Origin of the sequence: Spirillospora sp. CA-142024, assembly GCF_050942325.1 — a bacterium.
Taxonomy (GTDB): domain Bacteria; phylum Actinomycetota; class Actinomycetes; order Streptosporangiales; family Streptosporangiaceae; genus Spirillospora.
Map to the genome: position 1 here is coordinate 8,923,826 of NZ_CP192077.1, position 21,327 is coordinate 8,945,152.

Below are 21,327 nucleotides of genomic sequence, written 5' to 3' on the forward strand. Positions count from 1 at the left end.
CCGCGGAGGATCCGGTGAACGGTGGACTGGTGAAAGAGACACGGCTGCAACAGCACGTCCGGGCGCCCTGGCGAGGGCTGGCGCTGATGTTCCTGGGCATCCCGGCGTCGCTCGTCGGCCTGTGGTTCATCACCGTGGTCTCGATGATCACGAGCTTCGTCGGGGTGCTGCTGTTCCCGTCCGCGGTGATGCTCCTGCGCAGCCAGCTCGACGCGTACCGGGACCGGATCAACAGGTGGACGAACGTCCGGATCCAGCGCCCCTACCTGCCCGAGGCCGAGCAGGAGCCGGGTCTGAACGGCATGTTCAAGCGGTTCGTCGCGCTGATCTCGGACCCGGCGACCTGGCGCGACTACCTGTGGGTCGTCGCCGACCCGATCGTCTCGGTGTTCACCGCGGCGCTGCCCGGCCTGCTGATCCTCTACGGGATCTGGGGGTACGTCCTCGCGGCGTTCGCCGGCGGGATGATCGGCCACTACGGCGGCAGCGACTGGTACGCCTACATCCACGTCACGGACGGCTACGACCAGGACACCGGGCGGGTCCTGTCCACGGTGTTCGTCGCCACCCTCTGCATCGCCGTCGGATACCTCATCGGCCCGAAGATGATGACCGCGTACGGCCACTGGGGCCGCACCATCCTCGGCCCCACGAAGAAGTCGGAGCTGGCGCTGCGCGTCCAGCACCTCACCGAGACGCGGTCGGACGCCGTGGACGCGTCCGCCGCCGAGCTGCGCCGCATCGAGCGCGACCTGCACGACGGCGCGCAGGCCCGGCTGGTCGCGATGGGGATGAGCCTCGGCGCGATCGAGCACCTCCTCGACAAGGACCCGGAGAAGGCCCGCTTCCTCCTCGCCCAGACGCGCGAGTCGTCGGCGAAGGCGCTGCACGAGCTGCGCGACCTCGTCCGCGGCATCCACCCGCCGGTGCTCGCCGACCGCGGCATCGGGGACGCCGTGCAGGCCCTCGCGCTCGACCACCCGCTGAAGGTCGAGGTGTCCGCCGAGCTGCCGGCCCGGCCCGAGCCGCCGGTCGAGTCCGCCGCCTACTTCGCGGTGTCGGAGATCCTCACCAACGCGGCCAAGCACTCCGGCGCGTCGCGCGTCTGGGTCGACATGCGGTACGAGCACGGCATGCTGCGGATCACCGTCACCGACGACGGGCACGGCGGCGCGTCCCTCGACGGCGGCAGCGGGCTGCGCGGGATCGAGCGGCGAATCGGTACATTCGACGGCGTCCTCGCCCTCAACTCGCCCGTGGGCGGCCCGACGATCGTGACCCTGGAGCTGCCGTGCGCGTTGTCCTCGCCGAAGACCTCGCCCTCCTGAGGGAGGGTCTCGTCAGCCTCCTGGAGTCGCATGACTTCGAGATCGCGGCCGCCGTCGACAACGGCCCCTCCCTGCTGAAGGCACTGCTCGACCACCGCCCGGACGTGGCGGTGGTCGACGTGCGCCTGCCCCCGTCCTTCACCGACGAGGGGCTCCAGGCCGCGCTGGAGGCGCGCCGGCAGGTTCCGGGGCTGCCCGTGCTGGTCCTGTCGCAGTACGTCGAGCAGCTGTACGCCCGGGAACTGCTCGCGGACGGCACCGGCGCGATCGGCTACCTGCTGAAGGACCGGGTGTTCGACGCGGCCCAGTTCGTGGACGCGGTCCGGCGGGTCGCCGCGGGCGGCACCGCGATGGACCCCGAGGTCATCTCCCGGCTGGTCGCCAGCAACACCCGCGACACCCCGCTGGCCCGCCTCACCCCGCGCGAGACCGAGGTGCTGGAGCTGATGGCGCAGGGACGCTCCAACGCCGCGATCGCGGAGAAGCTCGTCGTCACCGAGCGCGCCGTGACCAAGCACACCGCGAACATCTTCGCCAAGCTCGACCTCCCGGTCACCGGCGACGACAACCGCCGCGTCCTGGCCGTCCTCGCCTACCTCAACCGCTGACGCGTTCCGCCGGGACGCGGCGGTGGCATAGTCTGCCCCGCGAGCAGGCCCCGGGAGGGCACGATGACGGTGATTCTCGTTCTGCTGTGCCTGGCGATCGCCGGGCGGGAGCTGTACCTGGCGTTCGAGCGCAAGCGCGCGCCGGGCGCCCCGGAGATCGCCGACATCCGCACGCAGCTGCGCGCGCTCAAGGGCACCCGGGACGAGCTGGAGAGCCTCCGCACGTCCCAGGGGGAACGCCTCGACCGGCTCGCCGAGGACCGGGACCGCGACCGCGCGGCGCTCACCGAGGCCGACGCCCGGATCAAGTCGCTGATCACGCAGATCAACGACCGGCTGCTGCCGGACGTCAACGGCCGGCTGCGGCGGCAGCGCGAGGCCGCCGACGAGCAGCGGGCCGCCGTGGACCGGCTGGCCGCCGAGGTCGCCGGGCTCCGCGCGCATCTCGTCGGGCGGCTCGACCAGGCCGTCGCCGCGTCCCTCGGCGCCGATCCCGCCGACCTCGTCGCCGGGGCCCTCACCGCGTCGCCGGCGGCGCGGCCCGCGCTGGCCCGGCGCTACGAGTGGTTGGCCGAGCAGCACGGCCTGCGCGTCGAGCTTGCCGACCGGGACCGCTACTACCTGTCCGGACGCAGCCCGCGCGGCCTGGAACGCGACTTCGTCGGCCTGGTGGCCGCGCTGCGCGCGAACGGCGCGGAAGCGACGGAACGGGCCCGGAACCTGCTGGGCGCGCTGCGCGACATCGACCAGGGCGGCGCGCAGATCGGGCCGCTCCTCATCGTCCGGACGCCGGAGGCACTGGTGTGCGGGGTACTGCCGCTCGCCGAGCTGCGCGGCCCGGACGCCGCCGGCCTGCTGGACGACCTGCCCGGCGCGGCCCGGCGTCTGCACCGGCTCCCCGAGACCCGGTTCTGCGACGTGTCCGCCTGGCCCGCGCTCAACGGGTAGCCCTCAGCGTGTGGGGGACGTCCAGGTGAACGCGGGCGCGCGGCGTCCGAGGAACGCGGCGATGCCCTCCTCGACCTCCCCGCTGGCCGCGACCTCCGCGAGCCATCGCTGCGTCTTCTCCGCGACCGGGCCGGCGGCGACGATGGCGTCCACGATGTCCTTGGTCGCCTGCTGGGTGAGCAGGGAGCGGGACGCGAGGGTCTCGGCGAACGCGGCGACCCGGTCCCGCAGGCCGCCGGCCGGGACGACCTCGTCCAGCAGCCCGATGCGCAATGCGTGCGCCGCGTCGACCAGGTCGGCGGAGTAGAGCAGGTACTTCGCGGCCGACGGCCCGACCAGCCGGACGAGCCGCGCCGTCGCGGCGGCCGGATAGACGATCCCGAGCCGGGCCGGCGTGATGCCGAACCGCGCGTCCTCCGCCGCGAACCGCAGGTCGCAGGCCGCCGCGAGCTGGCAGCCGCCGCCCACGCAGTACCCCTCGATCGCGGCGAGCGTCGGCTTCGGGAACGCGGCCAGCGCCCGCTCCGCGACCGTCGACAGGTGCGAGTCGTCGTCGCGGTGGATGTCGTCCAGCTCGGAGATGTCGGCGCCCGCGCAGAAGTTCCCGCCCGCGCCGGTCAGCACCACGACCCGGACGGCCGGATCCCCGGCGGGCCCGTCCAGGATGGCCGGCAGCGCCCGCCACATGTCCGCCGACATGGCGTTCCGCTTGGCGGGCCGGTCGATCGTGACCGTCCCGACGCCCCCGGCGACCTCGAACTCCAGCCCGGCGCCCATCGTCCTCCCTCAGCCTCGACGCGGCTCATCGTATGCGCCGGCACTCGTCCGGGCGGCAGGGGACGAACCGGGTGAAGGTTTCCACTGACCTCCGGGAATGCGAAAACGGCCAGGAGTGTTGTACTGTCGAGGCATCGTCTTCGGATTTCAGCGACTCGCTTCGAGGGCGTTTCTTCCCCGCCCGGGCCATCTGAGCGCCCGGTGACTTCTCCGGTTCGGCACGCAGATCGGCGTGCGGGGCCGCCGCACAAGGGAGCCGACGTCAGCCCGGTGAACCGAGCTGCATCTCTCGCATTCCTCTCGCGTACGCGCCGCGGGTTCCGCCGCCGTACGCGGGCTTCGACTCCGGGCGGCGCGGATCGTTCCGCGTCCGTCTGAGAAGGGACCCGCATGTCCACTTCCACCCTCACTTCCGAACACCCCGCCACCGGACGCAAGGCGCCCGCACAGTCGCACTCCGTGCCCGCGCAGAGCGCCCGGAAGGGCGGACAGCAGCAGGGACGGCGGCCCGCCGACGAGGCGCCGGCCGTCCCGTTCCACGGCATCCTCGCCGTCCAGGACAAGCACGCGTTCGTCCGCACGTCCGGCTATCTCGCCGGGCCGGACGACGTGCACGTCTCCCTCGCCCAGGTCAGGGCCCACAATCTGCGTACGGGCGACGTCATCGCCGGCATCGCGAAGGCGCCGAAGTCGAACCGGGAGAAGTCCTCCTCGCTCGCCCGCGTCGAGACCGTGAACGGCCTCCCCGCGGCGGAGGCGGCGAACCGGCCCGAGTTCGGCAAGCTGACGCCGCTGTTCCCGGACGAGCGGCTGCGCCTCGACACCGGCCCGCTCGCGACCCGCGTCATCGACCTCGTCGCGCCGATCGGCAAGGGGCAGCGCGGGCTCATCGTGTCGCCGCCGAAGGTCGGCAAGACGATGGTGCTGCAGGCCCTCGCGAACGCGATCGCGCAGAACAACCCCGAGGTGCACCTCATGGTCGTGCTCATCGACGAGCGGCCCGAGGAGGTCACCGACCTGCAGCGGTCGGTCCGCGGCGAGGTGATCCACTCGACGTTCGACCGTCCCGCGCAGGACCACACCGCGCTCGCCGAGCTCGCCGTCGAGCGGGCCAAGCGCCTCGTCGAGCAGGGCCACGACGTGGTCATGCTGCTCGACTCCATCACCCGGCTCGGCCGCGCCTACAACCTGGCGGCGCCGTCCAGCAGCCGCATCCTCGCCGGCGGTGTCGCGACGACCGCGATCTACCCGCCGAAGAAGTTCTTCGGCGCCGCGCGCAACATCGAGAACGGCGGATCGCTCACCATCCTCGCCACCGCGCTGGTGGAGACCGGCTCCCGCATGGACGACGTCTTCTTCGAGGAGTACAAGGGCACCGGCAACATGGAGCTCAAGCTCGACCGGGGCCTCGCCGACCGCCGCGTCTTCCCCGCCGTCGACATCGAGGCGTCCGGGACGCGCCGCGACGAGCTGCTCATGTCGCCCGAGGAGCTCGCGCTCTCCTGGCGGCTCCGCCGCGCGCTCCAGGGTCTGGAGAGGCAGCAGGCCGTCGAGCAGCTCCTGGAGAAGATGAAGGGCACCTCGTCCAACGCCGAGTTCCTCCTCCGGCTCCAGCAGACCACCTGAGACGGGCCGGCCGTAGAGGGCCGCCTCCGATCAGTCGTTCTTCTTCTCAGGTCTGAACGACTTCAGGATCCTGTCGTAGAGACGCTGGCCCGGCGTCCAGTCCGGATCCGGCGCATAGAAGCAGAACTCGTACCCGGCCGCGCGGCCGCACAGCACGTGCCGGGCGGTGTCGTGACCGCCGTCCCGCCAGGTGAACTCCCATTCGGCGGCGCCTGCGACGACCTCCGGGACGGGTTCCAGCCGCAGCCGGTGATAGCCGGGATAGCGGTGCTCGGCGACGGCCTCGTGTTCTTTGGCACGCAGCCCGGTCAACGCGTCACCGGGAGCCGGGGCGATCCGCAGTCCCCGTCCCGAACCGGCGTCCTTCCAGGTCATGACGTCGCCGCGCCGCTCGGCCTGCCACCCCGCCGGCACGCGCACCGAGTAGGCGCCCGCCTCGTGGTATTTCGCCGTCTTGGCCGTCACGCCCGCCGCCGGACGCAGCGCGACCGCGTCGCCCTTGCCGATCGACGTCCACCGGGCCGTCCAGGTGCCGGTCCCGGCCGCGAGAGCCGCGAGGACCGCCACGCTGACGACCGTCCCGGGACGCGGACGCCGCCCCGCCGGCAGCGCCGTGATCCGCTGCCCGACCCGGCGCGAACCGCAGGGCGGGTTGCCGGGGGCCCGGCCGGCGCGGAGCGTCCACGGGACGCGAGGCCCGCGGAAGACGCGCGTCCCGGACGCGTCGCGGCGGCGTAAAGCGATCCGGTGCGCGGAGAAGCGGCGCGGATGCGGCACCACGGCCCGGGTGAAGCCCGGTTCCGGAAGGGTCCCGATGATGTCCCGCAGCATTTCCGCCGCGGCCTCCGCGGTCAACCGGTCTTCCGGACGCTGGCGCAGCAGCCCCTCGATGACGGGGGTCAGCGGACCGGCCCGCACCGGGCGCGCATAGTCGCCCAGCAGCACCGCGACCATGGACGCGAGGGCGTGGCACCGCAGGAACGGCGAGAAACCCTCGACCGCCGTGTAGAGCGTCGCACCGAGCGACCAGAGGTCGGACGCCTCCTCGCTCGGCAGGCCGTTCACCCGTTCCGGCGGGAGGTAGGCGGGGGAGCCCTCGATGCCGGCGAGCAGCGTGTCGGCGGGTTCGCGGCCCTTGCCGTTGTGGACGGCGAGGCCGAAGTCGCCGAGGAGAACCCGCCCGTCGTCGCAGATCAGGACGTTGCTGGGCTTGACGTCGCGGTGCAGGATGCCCGCCGCGTGCGACGTGCGCAGCACCGACAGGACCGCCGCTCCGATCTCCGCCGTCCGGCGCACGCCGAGCGGCCCGCCCTCGGTGACCAGCCTGTTCAGCGAGCACGACTCCAGGAACTCCATGACGATCCAGGGGCGGCCGTCCTCGTTGATGAGGTCGTGGACGGCGACCACGCCCGGATGCCGCAGCGCCGCGGTGGCCCGCGCCTCGGTGAGCAGGCGCCTGCACATCACTCTTCGTTCGGCTTCGCTGATGCGCGCGGGGAGATGGACCTCCTTGACCGCGACATCGCGGTCCAGCATCTCGTCGTACGCCCGCCAGACGGTGCCCATGCCGCCTCTGCCGACAACAGAGAGCAAGCGATACCGTCGCGCGAGCGGTATGAGCCGATCCCCACTCATGCCGGAGTTATTCGCCGGAAGGCGCCCAAGGCACGCTCCCTCGGCATCAATTGATTCTTGACTGGTCCGCGCCAGGGAAAACGCGCCCGGTCGTGGTATAAGCCGCGATCTTCAGGGCCGCCCTGGACGCGGGCGCCCGGTCCGCTGAGATGAGTCGCACCCCACAGCGCCTCATCCGGCCACGCGCGGGGTCCTTACACGGCTCTTATCTGGGTACCGGCATGCTTGGCCGTAACGATTCAGTATCAGACGGGGGTAGTGGTGAGCGCAGGCGCGATGGCGTGGACCCCGCCGACGTGGGAGGAGATCGTCAGCGAGCACTCGACCAGGGTGTTCCGGCTGGCGTACCGGCTGACCGGCAACCGGCACGATGCCGAGGACCTGACGCAGGACGTCTTCATCCGGGTCTTCCGCTCGCTGTCCTCGTACAGTCCCGGCACGTTCGAGGGCTGGTTGCACCGCATCACGACGAACCTGTTCCTCGACCGCGCCCGCCGCAAGCAGCGCATCCGGTTCGACGCCCTCGGCGACGACGCCGCCGAGCGCCTGCAGGGCCGGGAGCCGACGCCCGCGCAGGTCTACGACGACCGCCACCTGGACGCCGACATCCAGAAGGCGCTGGACGGCCTCGCCCCCGAATACCGCGCCGCCGTCGTGCTGTGCGACATCGAGGGCCTGTCGTACGAGGAGATCGCCGCGTCCCTCAACGTCAAGCTCGGCACCGTCCGGTCCCGCATCCACCGGGGCCGCTCCCAGCTGCGCGACGCCCTGGAGCACCGCCGCCCCGCCGAGTGCACGCAGTGACGAGCATCACTAGTGACCGCTGAGTAACTTCCGCTCTACCCTTCGGCCGTGGACATCGTCTTCGAGCGCCGCGGCGAGGGGTCGCCCCTCGTCCTGCTGCACGGCATCGGCCACCGCCGCCAGGGCTGGGCCCCCGTCATGGACCTGCTCGCCGCCGAACGCGAGGTCATCGCGGTCGACCTGCCCGGCTTCGGCGACTCCCCGCCGCTCCCGCCCGGCACCCCCTACACCCTGGACGCGGTCGTCTCCGCCCTGGCCGGGACCTTCGCCGACCTCGGGCTGGACCGTCCGCACGTCGCGGGCAACTCCCTCGGCGGGCTGTTCGCCCTCGAAGCCGCCGACCGCGGCCTCGCGAGCTCCGTCACGGCGCTGTCCCCGGCCGGGTTCTTCAACGCCCTCGAACTCCGCTACGGCATGTCGGTGCTGCGCGCGTCCCGGCTCGGAGCCCGCGTCCCCGAGACGCTCCTCGCCCGCCTGGCCCGCTCGCCGCGCCGCCGCACCCTGATGTTCGGCATGATCTACGGCCGTCCCGACCTGATGGACGTCGAGGCCCTCGCCGGAGACGCCCGCGCCATGCGGGACGCCCCCGGCTTCGAACCCACCCTCCGGGCCGGGCGCGGCACCCGGTTCCTCGGCTCCTGCGCGGACGTCCCCGTCACCATCGCCTGGGGCACCAAGGACCGCCTGCTGCTGCGCAGCCAGGCCATCCGCGCGCAGCGCCGCCTCCCGCACGCCCGCTTCGTCTGGCTGGAGGGCTGCGGCCACGTCCCGATGTCGGACGACCCGCCCCGCGTGGCGAAGGTCATCCTGGAAGGCAGCGCCCACCCCCTCAGGACCGAGGCCGCCGCCTGACGCCCAGGCCGAGTCCGCCGGTCAGGACCCGCCGGACAGTGCGGTGAGGTCGGCGATGAGCTCCGAGGCGGTCACCGGGTCCAGCTCGCCGAAGCGGGCCGGCCCGTCGGTCAGCTGGACGGTCGTGATCCGCTGCTCCGGTTCGTCGTCCGGCGCGCCGAAGGGCAGGCCCGGTTCCAGGTCGACCAGGACGCGGCGGCCGGTGGGCAGGACGCGGAACATCCCGGAGTAACCGGCGCGCACCCAGCCGCGGTGGCACAGCGCCAGAACCCGCACCGTGCGCACCGTGCGACCCTCGAACCGGGCGAGGTGGTCGCTGCGCCCCTCCTCCTCGGTGAACGTGTGCGTCCCTCTCTCGACCTGGGGGAACGGCTGCAGGATCTCGTAGTCCTCCAGCGCCTCCCGCCACGCGGCGAGATCGTCGCCCAGGTGCAGGGGGTGCGCGATTCCGACGGCCGCCGTGCCCGGCAGCGCGAACGCGTTCTCGTGCACGTCGGCGAACGTGCGGTCCTCCGCGACCCGGAACGCCGTCGTCGCGCCGTCCTCCCCGGCCAGCCAGACGAGGCGGCGGGCTATGTGCCAGACCAGGGGATGCGCGACGAACAGCTCCCGGAACTCGGCCGCGGTCCACCTCCGTTGCGTGACCATGGCCAGTTCCAGGCGCCGGATCTGGCCAGTGGACGCCGTCCGGGCCACCTTCTTCATCGAGGAGAAGCGCTGGTAGGCGGCCGGAGCCAGGTCAGGGTCGTCGTCCGCGCCCGGCCGGGGCAGCGTCTTGCGCCGCCGCCCATCCGGGCCGAGGACGAACGGTACGAACGCCTCGTCGAAGCCAACGGTGAAGCGGCGCGGCCCGTAGTCGAGCGTCATGCTCCCGTCGTCGTCCAGCCCGAAGTCCGGCACCGTGCGGTCGTCGAGCTGCTCCCGGGTCAGCCCGCGGCTCTTCGCGATCTCCGAGATCCTGTCCCCGGCCCGCGCCTTGAGCCCTTTGAACTTCACCCGCTGGGAGATGCCGTGCAGGTGCATGAGCGCCAGGTCGGTGCCGATCACGGCGAGCACGTCCAGCCCTTTCACCGCCTTCTGGTGGCCGCCTTCGCCGGGCCAGACCTGGATCGCGGCGGCCAGCCTGCGCACCGTCTCGTCGTCGCCGAGCAGGCCGAGCTGGTCCAGCGCCCATCCTTCTTTGGCGGGCGCGCCGTGCGATTCCCAGCGTTCGAACAACGCCCAGGAGAACTCGGCCAGGGAACGGCGGTCGCACAGCCCGCCGATCACGTCGACACCCGCGTACGGCTCGCCCGGCATCGACATCGCCAGCATCGTGATCACGTGGCCGGCCGCCTCGACCGGCAGCCCCCGCTCGCGGCCGCGCAGCAGGATCTGCGGGAGCGCGCCGGGATTCGCCCAGTCCCCCACGGCCGGCATCCGGTCCGGCAGGAACTCCAGCGGGTCGGCCACCAGCGCCTCGATCGCGCCGGCCGCCTCGTCGCCGAGGTCACGTGCGGCGGCCGCGATCGCATCGGCACCTGTCCGGCCCGCCAGCAGCCGCAGTGCCCCCTCCGCCTGCCTGCGGCCCCGTCCGGCCTTGCCGAGGGCGGCGGGGAACAGCATCCGGGCGGCGTCGACTCCGTGCCTGCCGAACCAGGCGATCGCCGTCTCCCGTGCGGCCTTCTTCCGGGCCAGCCAGTCCGCCGCCAGCGCCGCGATCTCCGCGTTCAGATACGGAAGGAGAAGCCTGCCGCACGCGGCGGGGTCCGCCTGGGCCGCCTGCAACGCCATTCCAAGGGCTTCTTCACCGAACCGGCCCACCACGCGCTGCATCCAGGGCACATCCGCGGAGTCCCACCAGGCTTCGGCGTCCCAGCGGAGGAGCAGGGGCCGGACCACCTCTTCGGGCCCCGTCGCCAGCAGTTCGGCCTTCTTGCGCCAGGTCAGGCCTCCGGATCCGAATTGGCCGGCCGCCGCCTCCCAGTCGGTGTCGGCCGTGTCGAATTCCGCCGGGAACGGAAGGGCGAGGACGGACCAGGCCTCCCGCTCGCCCGGCGCCCATGCCGTCCTCTGCTCGGACGGAGGTTCCAGGCCCGCGATGACGACCGGCTTCCGTGCCGCAGGCTCGCGGGTCCACGGGGGCTCGACCAGCAGCGCGGGCAGGTCGTCCGGCTCCGCTTCCGGGAGCCGCTCGTCGGTCGCGAGGATCCCCTCGACGGCCGCACGGGACCCCGCCGGCAGATCGGGCAGCATCGTCGCGGTCAGTTCCGGGTGGGCCCGGACGTGGCCGGCGAGCAGTCCGATGGCGCCGGCCGCGGCCAGCAGCCGCAGCGCCCGCGCCGGGAACCTGGTCATCGCCTTGGTCAGCGCGGGATCGACGAGCCGGTCGCCGGCCCGGTCGAGCAGTACCTGGAACGCCTCGTCGAAGGGCATGAGGCCGATCACCTTGAGCAGCCGTCTGCGCTCGTCGTCGTCGAGTGTTCCGCGGCCGTCGAGGCCCTGGACGAACAGCGGGAGCGCCTCCGCTCCGGCGGCGTCGGCCAACGTGACGAGCGCGCTCATGGGGTAGCCCTCAGAGGCCAGGTTCCCCTTGGCGAGCCGCTCCGGCGCGCCGATCGCGAGTTGCAGCCACTCCATCCCGTACGGGCAGTCGTCGAGCCAGTCCTGGCACTCTTCCAGCCAGTCCTTTCGTGTCGGCACCAGATACGACACGACGACCTTCTGCTCGATGGTCCGGCGGTGCTTCGCCAGCCTTTCGACCGCCTCCAGATGGTCGCTCTCATCGGCCGCCGCCAGGAGCGTGCGCATGCGCTGGGCCGCTTCCCTGCCCAGCCAGAGGTTCTTACCGGCCCGGAACCGTACCTTCGCGCGGTCGACCCAGTTCGTCGCGGCGGTGCTCATCTCGGCCAAGGCGCACGCCGCGAACACCACGCCGTGTTCCGCGCCCCAGGCGTTGACGAGCGCGTACTGCAGGTCCTGCAGGCTTTCGGGGGCCTCACCGCCCTTGGACCAGCCGCCGTAACGCGACCGGACCCAGTCCTCCCGGAAGCCGTCCGCCCGCTCACGGACGGCGTTGTGCTTCTTCTTGACCCAGGTGCCGTCCTTCCAGACCCAGTCGGACGGCGACCCGCTGCCGGGAACCGTGTGGTGGATCTTCCACGGGATCAAGGCGACCGCCGCCGCCCCCGCCGGGTCGGCCTCGCCCGCGAGATACCGCCGCGCGCCGTCCGCCCATTCCGGGCCGGGAAGGATCATGGCGACCAACGCGCCGGGGTCCGGCCACTCCTCGTCGCGCCGCGTCCGCAACCACGCCGCCGCGGCCTTGTCGATCTTGATCGCCGGGCCGGGATGGCCGCCGCGCCGTGGATGCAGCTGCCTCCGCAGTTCGGGCGGAAGCACCAGAACATCCTCATCCGGCGCGGAGCGGTGTTGATCATTCATGGCCCCACACCGTAGGACAGGCGCACGACAGCCCGCCGTCGTTCCCCGGATCGCCGTCCGCGCGCGACGGCCTAGGGCTTCAGGCGGGCGGTCAGGTGGGCGAGGATCTCGTCCCTGGCCTTCAGTGTGGGGTGCCCGTCCTCGTTGACGAGGTGGGCGGTGACGACGCTGTGCGGGGTTTCGACGATGTCGCGGAAGAACGGCGGCGGGTCGGTGTTGGCGGCGCCGTCCGGGAGGACGCGGCCGTCGAAGGCGTCCCCGAGCAGCGCCCGGTAGGCGGCGAAGCGCTGACCTGTGCACCAGCGGTCGCCCTCGAAGCGGTAGGCGAGCACCTTCAGGCCGTCACGCGTGACGCGGTCCCGGACCGCGCGGGCGTCCTCGTCGCTCAGCTCCAGTCCCGCGGGGTCGTCCAGCGGCAGCGACGGATGGTTGACGACCGGCGCGATGACGGCCGGCTCAAGCGCCATGGTGAGGGCGAAGTTGCCGGTGAAGCAGAGCCCGATCGCGCCGACCCCCGGACCGCCGCACGCGGCGTGGGCCTGGCGCGCGAGCCCGCGCAGCCACATCGTCACGGGGCTCGTGCCGCCCCCGGCGAACGCCCTGAACTCGGCGCTCACGCACGCGCGGCGGACCACCTTCGCACCGCTCTCGGCCGTGGGGTAGGCGCCGTCCACGCCGAAGAGCGAGGGGACGTGGACGGTGAATCCCGCGTCCCGCACCCATCGCGCCAACCGGAGGACGTCGGGGCTGATGCCGGGCATCTCGGGCATCAGCACGACGGCCGGCCCGGAACCGGCGACGTAGACCGTCTTCACCACCCCGTCCACGTCCACGCGCCGGCGGGAGAAGTCCGTGATCGCGTCGTCAAGACGCCCGTTGGCAGTGCTCATGGGGACAGCGTGGACCGCCGCGCCCGCGCACGGTGATAGGCCGGATCGCCATGTACGAGGGTAATCTCGCCACTGACGCGACCGTGAGGAGGCGAGCGTGAGCGCACTGCGGGTCGGCGTGCTGGCCTATCCGGGCTGCTTCGCGTCGGAGGTGTTCGGCGTCCCCGATCTCCTGACGATGGCGGCGCGCATATCCGGCCCGGACCGCGCCGGATACGAGGTGACGGTCGTCTCGCCCCGCCGGCGCGTCGTCGCGTCCGGGGGCGTGGCGCTGGCCGTCTCCCCGCCGCGTGCGGCCGACGTCCTGGTCGTGCCGGGGTTCGAGCTCCACACGGGCCTCGACGTGGACGCCGCGCTCGCCTCCCTGGCCCCGGAGATCGCGGTGATCCGCGCGCACGCCGCCGCGGGCGGCGCCGTCGTCTCGATCTGTGTCGGCGCGTTCCTGCTCGCCGAGGCCGGGCTGCTCGGCCGGCGCCGCGCCACGACGGCGTGGCTGTTCGCGGACGAGCTGGCCCGGCGCTGCCCGGACGCGGACGTCCGGCCCGAGCTCCTGGTCGCCACCGACACGGGTGTGACGACGACGGCGGCGTTCAGCGCCATGTACGACTTCGCGCTGGAGCTCATCCGCCGGCACAGCGGGGCCGGCGTGGCGCGGACGACCGCGCGGATGGCGCTCGTGGACGACGCGCGCACGTCCCAGACCCCGTACGTCGACCCCCGGCTTCTCCCGCAGCCCGGAAACGAGTTCTCCCGCAGGGTCATGCGGTGGCTCGACCAGAACCTCGCCGCCCGGTACGACCTCGCCGCGCTGTCGGGCACGTTCAGTGTCAGCACCCGGACGCTGCTGCGGCGTTTCGCGCAGGAGACCGGGCAGAGCCCGCTGGAGTACTTGCAGTCGTCCCGCGTCCGCCGCGCCCGTCACCTCCTGGAGACGACGGACCGGACGGTCGCCGCCATCTCGGCCACCGTCGGGTACAGGGACCCCGGGACCTTCGCCGCCCTCTTCGCCAAGCACACCGGACGGCGCCCCAGGGACTACCGCGCGACCTTCCGGCGGGATGCCACCGCGAAGGGCCCGCGCGGGACGCGCGGGCCCTTGCCTGGCGGAGAGGATCAGCCGGTGACCGGAAGGTCGCCCGGGACCGGAGTCGGAGCCGGGGCCTCACCGGGCGGGGTGGCCGGGGAGGACGGGGTGCCCGGGTCGGACGGCCCCGGCTCGCCCGGCTGACCGGGCTGTCCCGGCTGGCCGACGGCCTTGCCGCAGTTGACGGACGCGATGCTCAGCGTCTGGGTCTTGCCGGCGATGGTCGCGCTCACCTCGATGGCGGTGACGGTGAGGTTGCCGTCCGTGTCGCGGACGTGCTTGTTCAGCGTGACCGTGGCGTTGCCGACCTGCGGCACGGCGATGGTGACGATCGTGTTGGGCGTCGCGCCGGCCTTCAGCGTCCGGCCGCCCATCGTCGCCTTGACCAGGTGGGAGATGCCGTTGCCGTTCTCGCACTTGGCGGTGACGGCGCTGGCGGTGAGCCCGAACCGGGCCACCTTCAGGTCGGCGACGGACGCGCGGGCGTGCCCGGACCAGGCGGCGGCGTTCAGCAGCCGCGCCTCGACCAGCGGGTTGGCCGGCAGCTCGGCCACGCTCTTGCGCTCCGGCCGCTGGGCGGTGGAGGTCACCGACGGGGTCGCCGGGATCGCGACCGGGCCGGTGGCGCCGACGGCGAGGGCCGAGCCGGCGCCGCCGGTGGTGGCGGACGCGGCGGTGGCGCCCAGGGTCAACGGCAGGGCCAGCGCGCCGGCCACGGCCGCGCACTTGGTGAGTGCCTGCAAACGCACGGTATTTCTCCTTCGGGGGTTCGTTATTCGGGGGTTGAGCGGGACCGGCCGGGGGAGCCGGGGGTTCGGGGTCAGTCCGTGATCTGGACCGGTGTGCCGAGCGGGACCCGCGAGAGCTGCTTCAGCGCGTCCGCCGGGACGCGCACGCAGCCGTGCGTGACGGCCTTGCCGAACACGGACTTGGACGGCCAGCCGTGGAACGCGACCGTCCCGGGTCCGCCGCCGAACGAGTCGAGGGTGGCGGAGTGCGCGCCGACCGGCAGGATCAGCGGGCTGTAGGTCGCCTTCGCGGGGGCCAGGGAGGCGAGCAGGAACGTCCGCCCGGTCGGGGTGGGCGTCTTCGGCGCGCCGACGGCCACGGACCAGGCGCCGGTCTTGCGGCCGCCGCGGAACAGGGTCAGCTTCTTGTCGCCGAGATCGACGTTGACGGCGCTCGAACTGCGCGCGGTCTTCAGGCCGGAGTCGGGGATCCAGCCGGACACGCCGTTCGGACGGCTGGGGAGCAGCACGCGGCGCCAGCCGGGCCGGCTCTCCACGACGGGCACCCAGGTGGGGCCCTTGAGCTGGGTGCTCGGCAGTTCGGCCACGGCGGGGGCGCCGGGCTTGGCGGACACCGGGACCGTGTCCTCGGGGTGCACCACCGTCCCGTCGCTCTTGGCGGCCGGCGCCGGGTCCTTCGGAAGGTCGTTGAGTGTCGTGTAGGTGGTCGCCTGGGGCAGCTTGTCCGTGCCGCCCGCCGGGGACGCGCCGGCGGTCGCGTCCTTGTGGCCTCCTCCGCATCCGGTCACGAGCAGGGCCGTCACCATCAGGGCCGGGGCCGCCGCCCGAGCCGTCCGCCCGGCGGCGCTGGGTGGTTCGTCGCTCACGAAGACTCCAAATATCCCGCCGGAGAGGGGCTCCGGCTCGCCTCTGTGCCCAGTTGATTACGCATGAGGACCCCGTTGGGTTGCACGGTGTGCGGTCCGAGTTGCGGGCTGTGAATCCGGAGTCGCGGCGGATCGGCGGAACAATCCGGGATTGACATGTGTTTGAGCCTTCAACTAACCTTCGACAGGTCGTTGAAGTTTCAAGCACTACCGCGAGGAGCCACCATGAGCATCGCCGCCGTCGCCCCCGAGCTGACCACCGGGACCTGGAACATCGACCCCGCGCACTCCGAGGTCACCTTCGTCATCCGGCACCTGATGACCAAGGTGCGCGGCACCTTCACCGAATTCACCGGCGCCGTGCAGATCGCCGAGGAGCTGTCCGAGTCCACGGCCACGGCGGAGATCAAGGTCGGCTCGATCGACACCCGCAACGCCGACCGGGACGCGCACGTGCGGACCTCCGACGTGCTGGACGTCGAGAAGTACCCGACCATGACGTTCGCGACCAAGGGCGTGCGGTCCGAGGGCGGCGAGTACCTCCTGGACGGCGAGCTGACGATCAAGGACGTCACCCGTCCGATCACGCTCGCGGTCGAGTTCAACGGCGTCGGCGAGGACCCCTGGGGCGGCACGCGCGCCGGGTTCTCCGCCGAGGTCTCGATCAACCGCAAGGACTGGGGCATCGAGTTCAACGTGCCGCTGAAGGGCGAGAAGGCCCTGCTCAGCGACAAGGTCGACATCCAGCTGGAGATCCAGGCCGTCCGCGCCTGACCACCCGCGCCGCCGCTCCGCGAGAAGGGCCGTCCCGTGCCGGGCGGCCCTTCGCACTTGACCGAGGACATCGCGGCGGAGACCGGGGCCGCCCACGCCTGCGCGTCCGCGCCGCCGCGAGAAGGGCCGTCCCGCGCGGACGGCCCTTCCGCTATTCGAGGGGCAGGCGGAGGGCGAAGCGGGCGCCGGCCGGGTGGTCCTCGATCCGGAGCGTCCCGCCGTGCGCCTGGGCGATCTCGCGGGCGATCGCCAGGCCGAGGCCGGTGCCGCCGGCGCCGCGGCTGCGGGCCCTGTCCAGGCGGGTGAAGCGCTCGAAGACGCGCTCCCGGTCGGCGGGCGCGATGCCCGCGCCGTCGTCGGTGACGGTGAGCAGCGCCAGCCCGTCCGCACCGGTCACCTCCACCGTGACGAGCGACTCGGCGTAGCGCTCGGCGTTGTCCAGCAGGTTGCCCAGCAGCCGGACGAGCTGCATGCGCACGCCGCGGACCATGACGCCGCCGCCGAGCTCCGTGACGATCTTCAAGGTGAACGTTCGGCGGCGGACCTCGGCGCCGGCGAGCGCACCGAGGTCGATCGGCTCCTGCGCCGCGCTCCCGCCGGTGCCGATGCGGGCGAGGAGCAGCAGGTCGGCGACGATCGACTCCAGCCGGTCGGTGTCGCGCAGCGCCGACCGGACGACGGCCCGCAGATCGTTGTCGTCCGGGTGCATGGAGGCGTCCTCCAGGTTGGCCCGGAGCCCGGCGATCGGGGTGCGCAGCTCGTGGGACGCGTCGGACGCGAACTGCCGCTGCCGCGCGACGGCCCGTTCCAGCCGGTCGAGCGTCTGGTTCGCGGTGCGGGCGAGCTGCGCGATCTCGTCCTGCCCGGCCGGCTGCGGGACGCGGCGGCTCAGGTCGGTGGCGCTGATCTCGGCGAGCTGGGCGCGGATCGCCTCGACGGGGCCGAGCGTGCGGCCGACGACCCGCCAGGTGATCCACGCGGCGAGCACGGCGAGCAGCAGGACCGACGCGGCGAGCACCGCCTCCAGCAGGCCGTTGACCAGGTAGGACGGCAGCCGCGCGGAGGAGTACACGACCACCGAGTCCGGCGCGGTGCTGACCCGGATGGCCTCGGCCACGAGGCATTCGCGGTCGGGCCAGTGGCCGTGGCACTCGGTGAAGTCGCGGACCCGCAGGTTGCTCGACGGCCATACTCTGCTCACCGGGGGTCTGTCCGTTGCGGCGGGTGTCGCGTTCGTCACCCGTCCGCCGGGCTCGACGACCTGGACGAGGACGCGCCCTCTCGTGCCGTCCCGGATCGGGCCGTCCAGCGTCCCGTCGCGGACGGCGCCGCTGACCCGGCGGGCGTCCACCTGCGTCTGCCGGAGGAGACTCGCCTCGACCGCGCTGCGCACGGCGAGGTCGACGCCCATCGCGGTGACGCCGAGGACGAGCGCGGCGATCACGGCGGCGACGAGCGTGTCCCGGGCCCGGATCGACCGGGGGCGCATGCGCATGGTCCCCTCCCCGGCGGACATACCGGTTTCCCGGCGGGACGACACACGCTACCGGCCGGTCACAAATCGGGGAGCCCGAAATTCCATGCCGGGTTTTCACCTTCGCCCACCGGGACATGCCGTTTTATGACGGTTCCTCCGGAACACAGGGACGGACACATGGGCAGGGACGTGGCCTCGGTCACCATCAGCGGCGAGGACCGGCGGCGCTATCGCGACAAGGTACGCAGGTGCCTCGACGTGCTGGCCCGCATGCTGGGCGAAGCCCAGTTCGACTTCGAGCGCCCCCACATCGGCCTGGAGATCGAGCTCAACCTGATCGACTCACTCGGCGACCCCCTCATGCGCAACGCGGACGTGCTCAAGGCGATCGCCGACCCGGCCTGGGCCACCGAGCTCGGCCAGTTCAACTTGGAGATCAACATCCCGCCCCGGGAGCTCGGCGGGGAGAGCACCGGCGAACTGGAGACGGAGGTCCGCGACCATCTCGTGCACGCCGACAGTCGCGCCCGCGAGGTCGGCGGCGGGCTCGTCATGATCGGCATCCTGCCGACCCTGCGCAAGACCGACATCGGCGAGGAGTCGCTGTCGGCCAACGCGCGCTACAAGATGCTGAACGACCAGATCTTCGCGGCGCGCGGCGAGGAGATGCGGATCGACATCGACGGGCCCGAGCCGCTGCGCATGCACGCCGACACGATCATCCCCGAGGCCGCCTGCACCAGCGTCCAGTTCCACCTGCAGGTGAGCCCGGACCATTTCGGCGCCTACTGGAACGCCGCCCAGGCCCTCGCGGGCGCGCAGGTCGCGATGGGCGCCAACTCCCCGTTCCTGTTCGGGCACCGGCTCTGGCACGAGACCCGCATCACACTGTTCGAGCAGGCCACGGACACGCGGCCGGACGAACTGAAGTCGCAGGGCGTCCGGCCCCGGGTGTGGTTCGGCGAACGTTGGATCACGTCCGTGTTCGACTTGTTCGAGGAGAACACCCGCTACTTCCCCTCCCTGCTGCCACTGTGCGACGAGGAGGAGCCCCGCGAGGTCCTGGACGACGGCGGCATCCCGGAACTCGGCGAGCTCACCCTCCACAACGGAACGATCTATCGCTGGAACCGTCCCATCTACGCCGTCGTGAAGGGCCGTCCCCACCTGCGCGTGGAGAACCGCGTCCTGCCCGCCGGGCCGTCGGTCGCCGACGTCATCGCCAACGGCGCGTTCTACTACGGCGTCGTCCGGATGCTGGCCGAGGCCGACCGTCCCGTGTGGACCCGCATGTCGTTCGCCACCGCCGAGGAGAACCTGCACCGCGCCGCCCGCGAGGGCCTCGACTCCACCCTCTACTGGCCGGGCATGGGCGAGGTGCCCGCCGCCGAACTCGTCCTGCGCAAACTCCTTCCGCTCGCCCACGAGGGCCTCGACCGCTGGGGCGTCGACCCGGTCCGCCGCGACCGCCTGCTCGGCATCATCGAACGCCGCTGCGTCACCGGCCAGACCGGCGCCGCCTGGCAGATCGCCGCCGTCGACACCCTCGAACGGGACCACGGCGTGTCCCGGCACGAGGCCCTGCGCATGATGACCCGCGCCTACACCGAGCACCTGCGCGACAACGACCCCGTCCACACCTGGGAGATCTGACCCGGCCGATCTTCACAGATCCTCCACAGATCACCCCCGGCGCGGGCATATCAGGCTTCTAGAGTCGGGTCCCGTGAGCCAGAACGAGACGCGGATCCTCGTCGTCGAGGACGAGCCGACGATCGCGCGGGCGGTGGCCGACCGGCTGGCGGCGGAGGGATTCGGCGTCGAGGTCGCCGCCGACGGGCCCACCGCGGTCGAGCGCGCCCGTGCGTACGAGCCGCATCTCATCGTGCTGGACGTGATGCTGCCCGGATTCGACGGCCTGGAGGTCTGCCGGCGCGTCCAGGCCGACCGTCCCGTGCCGGTGCTGATGCTGACGGCCCGCGACGACGAGACGGACCTGCTCGTCGGACTCGGCGTGGGCGCCGACGACTACGTGACCAAGCCGTTCAGCATGCGCGAGCTGGTCGCGCGCATACGGGCGGTGCTCCGGCGCGTCGAGCGGCCCGCGATGGAGGCCGCGGACGGGTCCGTGCGCGTCGGGGGGCTGGAGATCGACCAGCGGGCCCGGCGGGTACGCCGGGACGGCCGCGAGGTGCATCTCACCCCGACCGAGTTCGACCTCCTGGCGTGCCTGCTGCGCAACCGGGGGACGGTGCTGACCCGCGCCGTCCTGCTCGAACAGGTGTGGGACTGGGCGGACGCGTCCGGAACCCGTGTCGTGGACAGCCACGTCAAAGCCCTGCGGCGCAAGCTCGGGCAGGGGCTCATCCGGACCGTCCACGGCGTCGGTTACAGCCTGGAGGCCGCCTCGTGACCACCGTCATCCACAGGCTGTGGGCGAGGCTGCCCCGGCCGCTGGACCCGCTCCGGTCGATCAAGGTGAAGTTCGGCGTCGTGGTGGTCGTCACCGCCTGCGTCGCCGTCCTGATCGTGCTGTGGGGATACCCGCTGGGGTTCCGCGCCCGGCAGACGATGCCGGTCGGCGTGCTGATCTCGCTGGTCGTGATCCAGCTGCTCGCGCACGGCATGACCGCGCCGCTGCGCGAGATGACGGCGGCGGCGCGGGCGATGGCGCGCGGCGACTACAGCCGCCGGGTGCGGGCCACCTCGCGGGACGAGGTCGGCGAGCTGGCGCAGGCGTTCAACCGGATGGCCGCCGACCTCGCCGAGGTCGACCGGCAGCGCCGCGAGTTCGTCGCGAACGTCTCGCACGAGCTGCGCACCCCGATCAGCGCGCTGCGGGCCGTCCTGGAGAACGTCGCGGACGGCGTCACGCCCGCGACGCCGGACGTCCTCGAAACGGCCCTCGACCAGACCGAGCGGCTCGGACGGCTCGTCACCCAGCTCCTGGACCTGTCGCGTGTCGAGGCCGGGGCCGCGGTCCTGGACGTCACCGACATCGACGTCGCCGCGTTCATCGCCGACGTCACGGCGGAGGCGGCCGCCGGCCACCCGGACTCGGTGTTCGAGCCGGACGTCACGCCCGGCCTGCGCGCCACCGCCGACCGCGACCGCCTCCACCAGGTCGTCGCGAACCTGCTCGACAACGCCGCCCGGCACGGCGCCGGGAAGCCCGTCACCGTCTCGGCGCGCCCCGCGAACCCGCCGGGCGGACTGATCATCGAAGTGACCGATGAGGGACCCGGCATTCCGCCCGAGGAGCGGGCGCGCGTCTTCGAGCGCTTCTCCCGCGGCTCCGCGTCCGGCGCCGGGACGCCCGGCGGCGGCACCGGGCTCGGCCTCGCCATCGCGAGCTGGGCGACCGACCTGCACGGCGGCGACATCACCGTCATCGACACCCCGACCGGCTGCCGCATCCGCGTCGTCATCCCCCCGATCTCCGGAGACCCGACATGACGAAACCACCTCAGAACCCAGCCGACGACC

At 72.6% G+C, this 21,327-nt stretch carries 17 protein-coding genes and 1 pseudogene; 11 read left to right on the forward strand and 7 right to left on the reverse strand.

The window, feature by feature from the left end; all coding sequences use genetic code 11:
- The first annotated feature begins 29 nt into the window (after positions 1–29).
- From ACQPZP_RS42325 to ACQPZP_RS42335, 3 genes are all read left to right on the forward strand, one after another.
- The gene (locus tag ACQPZP_RS42325; protein WP_433475233.1) at positions 30–1,328 is read left to right on the forward strand and encodes a histidine kinase; all 1,299 of its coding nucleotides are present in this window, start codon (positions 30–32) and stop codon (positions 1,326–1,328) included.
- Positions 1,292–1,936: a LuxR C-terminal-related transcriptional regulator gene (locus ACQPZP_RS42330; RefSeq protein WP_433465145.1), complete on the forward strand. Its 645-nt coding sequence runs from the start codon at positions 1,292–1,294 to the stop codon at positions 1,934–1,936. Before ACQPZP_RS42325 ends, ACQPZP_RS42330 begins: the two co-directional genes overlap by 37 nt.
- A gap of 63 nt (positions 1,937–1,999) precedes the next feature.
- Positions 2,000–2,884, forward strand: a complete 885-nt coding sequence (locus tag ACQPZP_RS42335; RefSeq protein ID WP_433475234.1) for a hypothetical protein — start codon at positions 2,000–2,002, stop codon at positions 2,882–2,884.
- 3 nt (positions 2,885–2,887) lie between these two features.
- On the opposite strand, the gene ACQPZP_RS42340 is transcribed toward ACQPZP_RS42335, so the two are convergent.
- A complete protein-coding gene (locus ACQPZP_RS42340; RefSeq protein WP_433475235.1) occupies positions 2,888–3,661 on the reverse strand; it encodes an enoyl-CoA hydratase/isomerase family protein in 774 nt (257 codons plus the stop codon).
- Positions 3,662–4,192: 531 nt separating this feature from the next.
- Between ACQPZP_RS42340 and rho the strand changes: the two are divergent.
- Positions 4,193–5,287 (forward strand): annotated as a pseudogene (rho, locus tag ACQPZP_RS42345) (transcription termination factor Rho); the annotation flags it as partial.
- 30 nt (positions 5,288–5,317) lie between these two features.
- On the opposite strand, the gene ACQPZP_RS42350 reads toward rho, so the two are convergent.
- Positions 5,318–6,922 (reverse strand): serine/threonine-protein kinase, encoded by a 1,605-nt coding sequence (locus ACQPZP_RS42350; RefSeq protein ID WP_433475236.1) that lies wholly within the window; start codon positions 6,920–6,922, stop codon positions 5,318–5,320.
- Positions 6,923–7,198: 276 nt separating this feature from the next.
- Here ACQPZP_RS42350 and sigE point away from each other — a divergent pair, with 276 nt between their 5' ends.
- Entirely contained in the window at positions 7,199–7,726 is a 528-nt protein-coding gene (gene sigE, locus ACQPZP_RS42355; RefSeq protein ID WP_433479768.1) for an RNA polymerase sigma factor SigE, read from the forward strand.
- Between the two features lie 48 nt (positions 7,727–7,774).
- Positions 7,775–8,578, forward strand: coding sequence for an alpha/beta fold hydrolase (locus ACQPZP_RS42360; protein WP_433475237.1), 804 nt, complete (start codon positions 7,775–7,777; stop codon positions 8,576–8,578).
- 21 nt (positions 8,579–8,599) lie between these two features.
- On the opposite strand, the gene ACQPZP_RS42365 is transcribed toward ACQPZP_RS42360, so the two are convergent.
- Together ACQPZP_RS42365 and ACQPZP_RS42370 are read right to left on the reverse strand one after the other, a co-directional pair.
- On the reverse strand, positions 8,600–11,959 hold the full coding sequence (locus ACQPZP_RS42365) for a DUF4132 domain-containing protein (protein ID WP_433475238.1): 3,360 nt from the start codon (positions 11,957–11,959) through the stop codon (positions 8,600–8,602).
- 113 nt (positions 11,960–12,072) lie between these two features.
- Entirely contained in the window at positions 12,073–12,891 is an 819-nt protein-coding gene (locus tag ACQPZP_RS42370; protein WP_433475239.1) for a dienelactone hydrolase family protein, read from the reverse strand.
- A 97-nt stretch (positions 12,892–12,988) separates the two neighbouring features.
- Here ACQPZP_RS42370 and ACQPZP_RS42375 point away from each other — a divergent pair, with 97 nt between their 5' ends.
- The gene (locus tag ACQPZP_RS42375) at positions 12,989–14,119 is read left to right on the forward strand and encodes a GlxA family transcriptional regulator (protein ID WP_433475240.1); all 1,131 of its coding nucleotides are present in this window, start codon (positions 12,989–12,991) and stop codon (positions 14,117–14,119) included.
- Here the strand turns inward: ACQPZP_RS42375 and ACQPZP_RS42380 are convergent.
- Positions 14,005–14,724: a choice-of-anchor P family protein gene (locus ACQPZP_RS42380; protein ID WP_433475241.1), complete on the reverse strand. Its 720-nt coding sequence runs from the start codon at positions 14,722–14,724 to the stop codon at positions 14,005–14,007. The two genes, ACQPZP_RS42375 and ACQPZP_RS42380, sit on opposite strands and share 115 nt — an antisense overlap.
- Before the next feature lie 71 nt (positions 14,725–14,795).
- The gene (locus tag ACQPZP_RS42385) at positions 14,796–15,590 is read right to left on the reverse strand and encodes a L,D-transpeptidase (protein WP_433475242.1); all 795 of its coding nucleotides are present in this window, start codon (positions 15,588–15,590) and stop codon (positions 14,796–14,798) included.
- 225 nt (positions 15,591–15,815) lie between these two features.
- Here ACQPZP_RS42385 and ACQPZP_RS42390 point away from each other — a divergent pair, with 225 nt between their 5' ends.
- Positions 15,816–16,364, forward strand: coding sequence for a YceI family protein (locus tag ACQPZP_RS42390; protein ID WP_433475243.1), 549 nt, complete (start codon positions 15,816–15,818; stop codon positions 16,362–16,364).
- Positions 16,365–16,515: 151 nt separating this feature from the next.
- On the opposite strand, the gene ACQPZP_RS42395 is transcribed toward ACQPZP_RS42390, so the two are convergent.
- Positions 16,516–17,859, reverse strand: a complete 1,344-nt coding sequence (locus tag ACQPZP_RS42395; protein ID WP_433475244.1) for a sensor histidine kinase — start codon at positions 17,857–17,859, stop codon at positions 16,516–16,518.
- Between the two features lie 159 nt (positions 17,860–18,018).
- On the opposite strand from ACQPZP_RS42395, the gene ACQPZP_RS42400 reads away from it, so the two are divergent.
- The 3 genes from ACQPZP_RS42400 to ACQPZP_RS42410 all read left to right on the forward strand — a co-directional run bounded on the left by ACQPZP_RS42400 (position 18,019) and on the right by ACQPZP_RS42410 (position 21,297).
- Entirely contained in the window at positions 18,019–19,494 is a 1,476-nt protein-coding gene (locus ACQPZP_RS42400; RefSeq protein ID WP_433475245.1) for a glutamate--cysteine ligase, read from the forward strand.
- A gap of 73 nt (positions 19,495–19,567) precedes the next feature.
- Complete coding sequence (locus ACQPZP_RS42405) at positions 19,568–20,254, forward strand: response regulator transcription factor (protein WP_433475246.1); 687 nt, start codon at positions 19,568–19,570, stop codon at positions 20,252–20,254.
- Positions 20,251–21,297 (forward strand): HAMP domain-containing sensor histidine kinase, encoded by a 1,047-nt coding sequence (locus ACQPZP_RS42410; RefSeq protein WP_433475247.1) that lies wholly within the window; start codon positions 20,251–20,253, stop codon positions 21,295–21,297. Before ACQPZP_RS42405 ends, ACQPZP_RS42410 begins: the two co-directional genes overlap by 4 nt.
- Positions 21,298–21,327: the final 30 nt, after the last annotated feature.